The sequence below is a fragment of the Mesorhizobium sp. WSM2240 genome, from assembly GCF_040438645.1.
GTDB lineage: Bacteria > Pseudomonadota > Alphaproteobacteria > Rhizobiales > Rhizobiaceae > Allomesorhizobium.
Genome location: NZ_CP159253.1, coordinates 5,144,281 through 5,155,221, shown reverse-complemented (window position 1 = coordinate 5,155,221; position 10,941 = coordinate 5,144,281). Strand labels below are relative to the sequence as shown.

The following is a 10,941-nucleotide window of genomic DNA, read 5'->3' as shown; positions in this document are numbered from 1 at the left end:
TTTAGCAGAAACGCAAGCACGTTCAAGGCGGCGATGCCGTCTATGCCAGGGAGCTAGATCGCCTTGGCGCGGAGCGCGCCGCGGAAGGAGTCGCGGAGGTAGCCGAGCGTCGCGTCGGCGTCGACCGGCTTGCCGAAGAAGTAGCCCTGCCCGCCGCCGCAGCCGAATTCGACCAGCCTGTCGGCCTGGGCCTCCTCCTCGATGCCCTCGGCGACCACTTCCATGCCAAGCCCCTCGCACATGGCGAGGATGGCGCGGATGATGTGCTCGGAAGGCCGGTCGTCGAGGATGGACGAGACGAAGGCGCGGTCGATCTTGAGCTTGTCGAAATGGAACTCACGCAGGCGCCCGAGCGAGGACTGCCCGGTGCCGAAATCGTCGAGCGACACCCGAATGCCGCAGCGGCGGAGGTCGTCGACGATCTTCTCGGCCGAGGCCGGGTCGGTCATCAGGCCGGTTTCGGTGATCTCGATCTCGAGGCGGCGCGGGTCGAAGCCGGTCCGGTCGAGGATCGCCAATATGTGGAGGCCGGTGTTCTGGTCGACGAGCTGCGACGGCGACAGATTGAACGACAGGAAAAGGTCGGGCGGCCAGTTGCGGGCGGCTTCCGTCGCCTTGCGCAGCACGAGCTGCGACAGCGGCCCGATAATACCGCGCTCCTCGGCAATGGGAATGAACACCGCCGGGGAAACGAAGCCGAGGTCGCGGTCGGTCCAACGGGCCAGCGTCTCGAAGCCGATAGTGCGGCGGTCTTTCAAATCGACGATCGGCTGGAAATGCGGTTCCACCTCGCCGGCCGAGACGGCGCGGCGCAGCGCCTGCTCGATGCGCGTCACGCGCTTGGCCGCTTCCTCCATCTCGCGGGTATAGACGACGACGCGGCCGCGGCCCGAGCGCTTGGCGTGGTAAAGCGCGGTCTCGGCCTTGTTGACCAAGACCTCCGTCGTCTCTTCGCCGGAAGAAAACAGCGAGCAGCCGACCGATGCGGAGAGCCTGGCGGTGCGCTCGCCGACATCGTAAGGTGCCGACAATATCTCGATCAGCATTTTTGCCTTCTCGGCGGCGGCGTCTTCCGAAAACACCATCGGATAGAGGAAGGCGAATTCGTCGGCCCCGATCCGGGTCACGGCGGAGTGGCCGTCCATCGACGCGCGCAGGCGCATGGCGACCTGGACGAGAATGTCGTCGCCGGCCTTGCGGCCGAAAAGATCATTGATCGGCTTGAAGCCGTCGAGGTCGAGAATGCCGATGGTGAAAGGTGCGGGATCCTCGGCGCGGTCGCTGATCAGACGGTCGACCTTATCGAAGAATCGGCGATCATTGCCGAGACCGGTCAGCGGATCGGTGAAAGCGAGATCGGAACTGTCTCTGGTCTGGCCGAGGCCGAACGGCGGCTTCATCTGTATTCCTGGATTCAACAATGCGCCGAGACCATGGCAGCAAACCGTTTAGGAAACGTATCGCAGGCAATCACGTTTACCGGCAAATGCCGATTTGCGTTGACGCTGGATCGGATCACAAATCAGCTGCGGGGATGCATCCTGTACAGCTTGAGCGGCTCATTTTCGCTGGCCTCCACCGGCTCTAGCCATACTGGCACGGCTCCGTTCATGATCGCGGCGAGAAGCCCGCCCGGGGCCTTCTTGGCCAGGAGAGCGCTTTCCGGATTGGCCGGGCATACCGCGAGAAGTTCGACGCCGTGACGTTCCATGAGCGCTCTGGCATCCTCGGGCAATCCCATGCTCACGTCGAGCGCCAAACGATTCCCCTCCAGGTTGCGGTGATAGGGCCCGGACACGGCATGATGATCGCTAAAGGCAAGGATGGCAGAGCCGAGATTGGAGATCGAAAGCACCGTAGCGGCAGGCATCGCTGCAAGCGTCGTAAAATCCTTCTTCCGCTCGCACTCCGAGGCGGAACGAGCCTCCGGATCGGCGGTGCTGTCGCTTTCGAGCGCCACGACAGTGGCAGCCGCGGCAGCCGTCCAGCTTGCGTTCAGCGAGAGGACCCAAACCGCGACCATCTTCGCTGAGACCCAGCCCGACCGGCCTGCTTCCGCCCGAAGGCGCCAGCTTCCTATCCAGGCCGAAAGCGGGATGATGGCGAATGCGATAGAGAAGTTTGAGCCGCGCACTTGCCAGACGCTCACGGCGAAGGCCATGGCGAGAACCGCGCCGACCAGCACGTCCTGCCTGCGCCAGCTTCCGCCGCGCAATGAACCCGCAATCCAGATCAGGCCCATTAGAGGCGTGACGTAGCGTGCGACCACCGAGCCGGGTTCGGAAGAAATAAGCGCAAGCAGCGGCTTCGCTTCCGACACGTGGTCGAGCCAATCCTTACGCAGCCTTTCATCAACCATCGAATATGGGTCGGCAAGGCATTGCGGGAAGAGCAGCAGCACGGCGGCACCGACAGCGAGGCCGAGCAGCCCCAGCCCGATCAGACGCCGATTGCGCGTCCGGCTCGCGGCACCGATCGATGCGATGCCGGCGAGGCCGATGCCCGCCAGCGCCGCGACCGCAAACTGAACGACGGAGAACGCGTCGCATTGCGCGACGGCCCAGCCGGAGGGTGGGACCGTGACGAAGAACGCCAGCGCGGCAATGCCGGCGAAACCAAATCCGAAGTCTCTGGCGATTGTCGCATCGCCTTTGTCGCCGAAGAGGAACAGCCCGGCCATGCAAAGACCTATCACGGCGACGTACGGCGCGGCTTCCATGCCGACCGCCAGCATCAGCGCGGCGCAGGCGCCGGAAACCGTGGCCGCCAGCCGTGCTCCGGGCGCTTCGACCAGCAGGCACAGGCTGGCCGCGGTCAGCATGAGCTGGATATTGTGGTGATCGAGCGCGCCGGGCGCAAAGACGCCGATGAAGTGCAAGGCAGCGGCGCCGATGACCACCGAGGGCAGAACCGCCGGTTCCCCGCCGAAAAGGCGCGCGATCCGGACGAGGAAGAACAGGGTGAGGCAGAACAGCAGCGCCGGCCAAAGGATCTGCGCGACCGTTTCGGCCGCCGCCATGCCGCCGGCCAAAGGAGACGCGGCAAGTATGATGGCCGCAATCGGCGCATCGACCAGCCGCGACCAGTGCATGACAAAGCCGCCTTCCGGGCCCATGCGGTATTGATTGAGGTCGAACCAGCCCTGTCCGCCGATCAGGTCGCGAACCTGGACGAGGCGCATCAGGCTGTCATTGTCGCCGCCAAAGTCGGTCAGCGTCTCGAATCCGCGGATCGCGTGCAACACAAGCACCGCAACGGTCGCGATCACGGACAGGCCGATTTCGGTTTTCAGGCCGGTCGCCGCCGGGCGTATCTCTGCTGTCATTCGATCGGGAATCCGGCCGCTTGGTCGACCGAACCTACGGCAACGGCTTCAACAAATGGTAAATCCGACGATCTGGGCCTCGGCTACCGGCGTTGAGCCGGCGCGGCGAACGCCCATCGCGACGACAGGAGATAGCTTGCGATGCTCGAGGCCGTGGTGATCACGAGAGACATGGCAAACGGCGCGAACCCAAAACCGGTCACGAGGACATGGGCCAGCACGCCTGACATCAGCGCGCAGCCGACCTGAATGACGAAGTAGCGCGGGAGGGCGTGGCCATGCCTATGGCGTGCGCCGAACGTCCAGACCCTCTGCGCGGTGTAAGCGACGGTGAATGCGGCCGAATAGGCCAGGACGCTGCCCGCAAAGGGCGGCATTCCTATTGTCACGAGCAGGTAAGACAGCACGACCATGAGCGCTGCCGCTCCTATGCCGACAACCGCGAAGCGGACAGGCTGCGCGCCGAGCGCGGCCCGGAGACGGAAGCTCATGGAGCATCCAGTATCTTGTCGGCGCCGTTCTCGCTTCTGCGCTTTACCGGAATTTCCAGCACCCCGAGCAGGAAGGCCGAGAAGAACACCTGCAGCGCGATCACGATCAGCGTCAGGCCGAGCACAACCACGCGAGGAATCTCCGGATCGGGCAGAGGGCCGAAACCGAAGCTGGCCCAGGAAAATATGGCGTACCCGAAGAACATCGCCCCCGCCAGGAGCAGGATGCCGGCCTTGGCCGCGAGCCGGTCGGTGCTGATATGGCGCATAAGCCAGTCCGACCGCGTGTTGCTGGGCAGGATGCCGGTGATCTCGGCATAGTAGCGCGAAAGGATGCCGAAAGTGACAAGCTGGACGCCCGTCACGATCATGAAGCAAGCCGCCACGAAGGTGTTGAGATCGAGCGACAGGTTGTCGGCGAGATGGAGCGGGCCGAAGAAGAGCAGCATGGATAGCAGCACGCCCAGCCCGCAAAGCGACAGACCCGGGATCACGAACAGCCAGCGCGGATTGTACATCAGCAGAAATTTCAGATGCCGCCAGCCGTCGCGCCAGGTCTTCAGATGCGGCGGACGGCTGCGGCCGTCCGGCTTCAGGGTGGTCGGAACCTCTTCTGTGCGCAGGCCGGCAAGCGCGCTTCGAACCACCATCTCGCTGGCGAATTCCATGCCCGTGGTGCGCAGGTTCAGGCCTCTGATGCTCGCAGTGTTGAAGCCGCGCAGGCCGCAATGGAAATCGCCGAGGTCGATCCTGAAGAACAGCCGGCCGAGATAGCTCAGAACCGGATTGCCGAGGTATCTGTGCAGCACAGGCATGGCTCCAGTTTCGATGCCGCCCTTGAAGCGATTGCCCATGACCAGTTCGGCACCGCCGCGCAGCCGCGACAGGAAGGCGTCGAGCTCACCGAAATCATAACTGTCGTCGGCGTCGCCCATAACGACATAGCGTCCGCGGGCTGCGGCGATGCCGCCGAGCAGGGCTGCGCCATAGCCCTTCTGCGGGACCGGCACGACCCGGGCCCCTAGTTCATTCGCGATCTGCTGCGATCCATCCGTGCTGCCGTTGTCGGCGATCAGCACCTCGCCTGAAATACCTGCCTTGCGCAGAAAGCCCTGCGCCTTGCCTATGCAAACGGCGATCGTCTCGGCCTCGTTCAGGCACGGCATCAGGATGGTCAGTTCCAACTCGTCCGCCTTGCTGGCGTCTATCGCGGCGACGGCGTTCATCGCGGCCTCATCCCATGTTGTGCGGCGCGTGCCTGCGCCAGAATTTCGCAAAACCGTCATCACGCATAGCCAACAATGATGTTTTCCGCGTTAACGCAGGGGACGGCGCCGAAGTTCAGCCAGGGCCATGGCGGCCTCCCCTTCACACAGCCATTGATGCTACGATCAAAATGTCTCGATTGGCAGGCTGCGGCCAAGCCTGTAAATGCCTTCATCGCGCCAACCCCGCCGGAGACAGTTCATGCCGCTCGATATCGCCCTGCAGATGGATCACATCTCGACCGTTTCGATCGCGGGGGACACAAGCTTTGCGCTGGCGCTGGAAGCGCAGCGGCGCGGCCACCGGCTGTTCCACTACACGCCCGACCGCCTGTCGATGGCCGGCGACCGGGTGTTCGCCCGCATCGAGGAGCTTCAGGTCCGCGACGAGAAGGGCAATCACTTCACGCTCGGCGAGCCGGTGCGCACAGACCTTTCGGAAATGAACGTCATCCTGCTGCGCCAGGATCCGCCCTTCGACATGAACTACATCACGACGACGCATATTCTGGAGCGCATCCATCCGAAGACGCTGGTGGTCAACGACCCGGCCTGGGTGCGCAACAGCCCGGAAAAGATCTTCGTCACCGAATTTCCCGACCTGATGCCGGCGACGCTGATCACCAAGGATCCGCGCGAGGTGGACGACTTTCGCAAGGTGAATGGCGACATCATCGTCAAGCCGCTCTACGGCAATGGCGGCGCAGGCATCTTCCATCTGCACGAGGCCGACCGCAATCTCGCTTCGCTGCTCGAAATGTTCGCGCAGATGTTTCGCGAGCCGTTCATCGTGCAGCGCTATCTGAAGGAGGTGCGCGCCGGCGACAAGCGCATCATCCTGATCGACGGCGAGCCGGTGGGCGCGATCAACCGCGTGCCGGCTGAACACGATTCGCGCTCCAACATGCATGTCGGCGGACGCGCCGAAAAAACCGAGCTGACCGAGCGCGAGCGTGAGATCTGCGCCCGCATCGGGCCTTCGCTCAAGGAGCGCGGTTTCATCCTCGTCGGCATCGACGTGATCGGCGGCTACATGACCGAGATCAACGTCACCTCGCCTACCGGAATACGCGAGGTGAAGCGGTTCGGCGGCGCCGACATAGCGGCGCTGTTCTGGGACGTGGTCGAGGACAAGCGGCGCTAGGCGCCATTTCGATCACCATGACCTCAGCCCATGTTCGCGCGGCACAACCGGCTGCAATCGGATTGCAGCCGGTGCGTTCATTTTGTTCTTGTCCTGTTCTTGATTTGGGCTGAAATCTGTGCTTGTCTGACGCAAGGTCAGTTGTGCCCAGGCAACTGAGAGCCGCAGGTCCGAACAGTCTGCAACTTTCGGGACCCTGCTTGGGGCGCGCGGCAAGGCTCGGGGGACGGCATGGTTTCGCGCGTACGCACGGTCGCGTTTCAGGGCATCGAGGCCGTTCCGGTCGACGTCCAGGTGATGATCGCCCCGGGCAAGGTCAATATGCACATTGTCGGGCTGCCGGACAAAGCGGTGGCCGAGAGCCGTGAGCGGGTGCAGGCGGCGCTGCATGCGTCCGGCCTCTCGATGCCGTCGAAGAAGGTGACCGTCAATCTGGCGCCGGCCGACCTGCCCAAGGAGGGCAGCCATTACGACCTGCCGATCGCGCTCGGCCTGATGGCGGCGCTGGGCGCGATACCGGGCGACGCGCTGGCCGGCTATGTGGTGCTCGGCGAATTGTCGCTGGACGGGACGATCACCGCGGTGTCGGGAGCGCTGCCGGCGGCGATCGGCGCCAATGCCGACGGCAAGGGGCTGATCTGCCCGGCCGCGTCCGGGCCGGAAGCCGCCTGGGCCGGCGCCGAGATCGATATTCTGGCGCCGCGCAGCCTGATCGCCATCGCCAATCATTTCCGGGGCACGCAGGTGCTGACGCGGCCGGTGGCGAGCGTGCATGCGTCGGCCCGCGACCTGCCGGACCTCGCCGACATAAAGGGCCAGGAAACCGCCAAGCGGGCGCTTGAGGTCGCGGCGGCCGGGGGCCACAATCTCTTGATGGTCGGCCCGCCCGGCTCCGGCAAGTCGATGCTGGCGCAGCGCCTGCCGTCGATCCTGCCGCCGCTCAGCCCGCGCGAACTCCTGGAAGTGTCGATGATCGCCTCAATCGCCGGGGAACTCAGCGGCGGCAAGCTCACCGACCGGCGGCCGTTCCGCGGGCCGCACCATTCCGCCTCGATGGCGGCTATGGTCGGCGGCGGCCTGCGCGTCCGGCCCGGCGAGGTCTCGCTGGCGCATAATGGCGTGCTGTTCCTCGACGAGTTTCCCGAGTTCTCCCCGCAGGTGCTGGATTCGCTGCGCCAGCCGATCGAAGCCGGCGAATGCATGATCGCGCGCGCCAATCACCGCATCACCTATCCGGCGCGCATCCAGCTGATCGCGGCGATGAACCCGTGCCGCTGCGGCATGGCCGGCGAGCCGGGCTATCGCTGCGCGCGCGGGCCGCGCTGCCAGTCCGACTACCAGGCGCGCATATCCGGCCCGCTGCTCGATCGCATCGATCTGCGCATCGAGGTGCCGGCCGTGTCGGCATCCGATCTGATCCGGCCGGGAAGGGCCGAGGCGAGCGAAGCCGTCGCGGCGCGCGTGGCTATGGCCCGCGCCATCCAGCAGGAACGATTTGCGCGGCTCGGGCCGCAGGCGCCGACCACCAACGCCCATTGCGCCACCGCCACGATCGAGGAGATCGCGGCGCCCGACGCGCATGGCCTGGCGCTGCTGCGGGACGCCAGCGAGAAGCTAGGCTTTTCCGCTCGAGCCTATCACCGGGTGCTGAAGGTTGCGCGGACGCTCGCCGACCTCGACGCCAGTGAGACCGTCGGCCGTATCCATCTGGCGGAGGCGATTTCTTATCGGATCGCGGGCGAAAGGCTGGCTCAGGCCGCGTAAGGCTATGAAAGGCCGCGAACGGTTGGGACCGTCTCGTGGAGGGGTTCGGCAAGGCGGCTGGCGTGTGGGACGTCAGCGGCGCAGCCGGAGAGTCGCCGCGACGAGCCCGCCAGAGCATGCTCCAGAGACCAGCTTTTGGTTCGAAGGCTAATGGCCGGATCAAATCTCAGAGCCGATCCGTCCTACGGAGCCGGAATGAGATGCCCGTCGGGCGATCGATGGCGGTCTTGTCGGAAGCCGGCGACTTTAGGGATTCATGTTCTCGGGCAGATTCGCGAACCGGGATAGCTCCGCGCCAAGGCTGCGGTCCTCCACCAAAAATCGCTCGGCAGAACGACTGCCGTACGATTGGCCAATAGCAAGTTTTCGGAGTTGAGGCGCTACTGCACCGAACCGACCAGCGGAGCCTGGCCTTCGCGGATGCTGACCCAGCGCCCGGTGTGGTCGCTCGCCTGCCGCTTCAGGAAGCGGTAGCCGGTATTGTCCCACTGGCGCACGACATTGGAGAGGTTGTCGAGGATGAAATCGCCCTTGTCGGTGCGTACGGTCAAGATGGCATGGCCTTCGCCGTCGGATTTGCGCACGACGGTGATGAGCAGGTTCGAAAGCGAGAGCCCCCGGGCGCTCAGGGTACGGCGCTTCTCGAGCACATAGTCCTCGCAGTCGCCGACGCCGTTCGGATAGGCCCAGACCTCGTCCTTGCCGTAGATGTCGAAATCGTTCATCGGGCGAATGGCGCGATTAACCGCCTCATTGACGTCCAGCAGGATTTTCCAGAGAGCGCCGGTCATCGCTTCCGGGCCAAGATCGCGCGTCCGGATGGCGCATTCGGCCGGTTGCACCTTACAGAATTCGTAGTGGCCGATCGGCTGCGAGGTCAGGCCGCCGGTCAACATGGGCGCCGCGGCAACCGCTTGGCTTGCGGAGCAGGCGATCATTGCCGCCACAGAGAATATTCCGGCGCGCAGCCTTGCGCACCGCGCCTTCGCACTGGAGTCCATGCCCGTTTGCCCCGCTTTTTTATTAATGAAAGGTTAAAGGTGATTTGCGGGATATGTCAATTCACGCAGCCGGCTGATCATCCGGATGGTTACCGTTGCGCGGCGAGCGCGACGAATTTGCAACAGAAGGAACCTGCCGATTCACACCCGGCGGGGCTTAGGCCTTGGCCGCCCGCACGAGGCGCGGCCGCGCAGGCGCCCGATTCGCGCGGCCGTAGCTGGTTATGAAGTCGGCGATTCGCGGAACGATCTCGGCGCGGAAACGCGAACCGTTGAAGACGCCGTAATGCCCGACCGCCGGCTGCATGTAATGGGCGCGCATGTCCGCCGGTATGTTGACGCACAGGTCGTGCGCGGCCTTGGTCTGGCCGATGCCCGATATGTCGTCGTTCTCACCCTCGATGGTCAGCAGCGCCACATTGCGGATCGCGGCCGGATCGACCGGGACGCCGCGATGCGTCATTTGGCCCTTGGGCAAGGCATGGCGGACGAACACGGTGTCGACCGTCTGCAGGTAGAATTCCGCTGTCAAATCCATAACCGCGAGATATTCGTCATAGAAGTCGCGGTGCTTCTCGGCGCTGTCGCCATCGTTCTTGACGAGGTGCATGAAGAAGTCCTTGTGCGCCGTGATGTGGCGGTCAAGGTTCATGCTCATGAAGCCGGAGAGTTGCAGAAAGCCGGGATAGACCTCGCGGGTGAAGCCCGGGACCGGCCACGGCACCTGCATGATGGCGTTTTCGCGGAACCAGTCGACGCCCTTTTCCTCGGCGAGGATGTTGACGGAGGTCGGGTTGCGGCGCGTGTCGACCGGACCTCCCATCAGCGTCATCGTCGAGGGCGCGAATCGATCGCCGCGCGCTTCCATGATCGCTGCCGCGGCGAGCACCGGCACGGAAGGCTGGCAAACAGCCATGACATGGGTGTCCGGGCCGAGCGCATGCAGCATCTCGATGACGTAGTCGATATAATCGTCGAGATCGAAGCGGCCTTCCGACACCGGCACCATGCGCGCATCGGTCCAGTCGGTAATGTAGACATCGGCATGCGGCATCATCGCCTCGACCGTGCCGCGCAGCAGCGTCGCATAGTGGCCGGACATCGGCGCGACGATCAAAAGCTTCGGATCCGGCAGCCGGCGCGCCGGCACCGCGCGCTCGAAATGGATCAGATTGCAGAAGGGCCGCGACCAGACGACCCTTTCCGTTACCGGAACGGTCTTCCAATCGACAACAGTCTCGGCAAGACCGAAGCTCGGCTTGCCATAGCGGCGCGTGGTGCGCTCGAAGAGCTCGGCGGTCGCGGCCACCGACCGGCCCCAATGCGTGTGCGCAAGAGGATTGAGCGGGTTGGTGTAGAAGAGTTTTACGGCGTCGGCATAGGCCCTGAAAGGCTGCACGGCGGCGTGATTCATCTCGTACAGCTGGTAGAACATCAATACCCCGTCGCCGTCGATTTCCGAATCGGCCGGCCTTGAGACCGGCTCTGATCATTAGGCAACGAAGTTAACAACCTTTTGTTGCGGCGCAATACGTCACGCCGCGTTATTTATTCTCATCCTTTCGTCTAAGCTGTTGAAAACCGCCGATATTGCGATTCGCGCGCGGCCGGTGCGTTTTGCAATGCAAAATGGCGGGCCTGAAGATGGCTTCAGGCGCCCTCAACCAGCACGATCTCGCCATCGGCGAATTGCTGCCTGATCGCCTTGGCCGCCTGGTATTCCGGCGAGTTGTAGCAGTCGCGCGCGGCGGCCAGAGACGGAAACTCGATGACCACATTGCGCGCCCGAGCCGTCCCTTCCGCCGCCTCATGAGCGCCGCCTCGCACCAGGAAAACCGCGCCGAAGCGCTCGAAAGCCGGTTTCGCGGCCGCGACATATCCCTTGTAGCCCTCGGGATCGCGGACATCCACGCGCGCAATCCAATATCCTTTCGGCATTTTGTCCTCCCAG

General features: G+C 64.1%; 9 protein-coding genes. 2 read left to right on the top strand and 7 right to left on the bottom strand.

The annotated features are described in order from the left end of the window. Positions 1-53: 53 nt before the first annotated feature. The 4 genes from ABVK50_RS25650 to ABVK50_RS25635 all read right to left on the bottom strand — a co-directional run bounded on the left by ABVK50_RS25650 (position 54) and on the right by ABVK50_RS25635 (position 5,042). Positions 54-1,400, bottom strand: coding sequence for an EAL domain-containing protein (locus ABVK50_RS25650; protein ID WP_353643897.1), 1,347 nt, complete (start codon positions 1,398-1,400; stop codon positions 54-56). 122 nt (positions 1,401-1,522) lie between these two features. Continuing rightward, on the bottom strand, positions 1,523-3,325 hold the full coding sequence (locus tag ABVK50_RS25645; RefSeq protein WP_353643898.1) for a GtrA family protein: 1,803 nt from the start codon (positions 3,323-3,325) through the stop codon (positions 1,523-1,525). Positions 3,326-3,408: 83 nt separating this feature from the next. Beyond that, on the bottom strand, positions 3,409-3,816 hold the full coding sequence (locus ABVK50_RS25640; protein ID WP_353643899.1) for a GtrA family protein: 408 nt from the start codon (positions 3,814-3,816) through the stop codon (positions 3,409-3,411). Next, positions 3,813-5,042, bottom strand: coding sequence for a glycosyltransferase family 2 protein (locus ABVK50_RS25635; RefSeq protein WP_353643900.1), 1,230 nt, complete (start codon positions 5,040-5,042; stop codon positions 3,813-3,815). Before ABVK50_RS25635 ends, ABVK50_RS25640 begins: the two co-directional genes overlap by 4 nt. A 241-nt stretch (positions 5,043-5,283) precedes the next feature. On the opposite strand from ABVK50_RS25635, the gene gshB reads away from it, so the two are divergent. Both gshB and ABVK50_RS25625 read left to right on the top strand, forming a co-directional pair. Next, entirely contained in the window at positions 5,284-6,225 is a 942-nt protein-coding gene (gene gshB, locus ABVK50_RS25630; protein ID WP_353643901.1) for a glutathione synthase, read from the top strand. A 231-nt stretch (positions 6,226-6,456) separates the two neighbouring features. Continuing rightward, complete coding sequence (locus ABVK50_RS25625) at positions 6,457-7,989, top strand: YifB family Mg chelatase-like AAA ATPase (RefSeq protein ID WP_353643902.1); 1,533 nt, start codon at positions 6,457-6,459, stop codon at positions 7,987-7,989. Between the two features lie 380 nt (positions 7,990-8,369). On the opposite strand, the gene ABVK50_RS25620 is transcribed toward ABVK50_RS25625, so the two are convergent. The 3 genes from ABVK50_RS25620 to ABVK50_RS25610 all read right to left on the bottom strand — a co-directional run bounded on the left by ABVK50_RS25620 (position 8,370) and on the right by ABVK50_RS25610 (position 10,928). After that, positions 8,370-8,990 (bottom strand): transglutaminase-like cysteine peptidase, encoded by a 621-nt coding sequence (locus tag ABVK50_RS25620; RefSeq protein ID WP_353643903.1) that lies wholly within the window; start codon positions 8,988-8,990, stop codon positions 8,370-8,372. Positions 8,991-9,147: 157 nt separating this feature from the next. Beyond that, positions 9,148-10,425, bottom strand: coding sequence for a polyhydroxyalkanoate depolymerase (locus ABVK50_RS25615; protein ID WP_353643904.1), 1,278 nt, complete (start codon positions 10,423-10,425; stop codon positions 9,148-9,150). 215 nt (positions 10,426-10,640) lie between these two features. Next, positions 10,641-10,928 (bottom strand): DUF1330 domain-containing protein, encoded by a 288-nt coding sequence (locus ABVK50_RS25610; RefSeq protein WP_353643905.1) that lies wholly within the window; start codon positions 10,926-10,928, stop codon positions 10,641-10,643. Between the last annotated feature and the right edge of the window lie 13 nt (positions 10,929-10,941).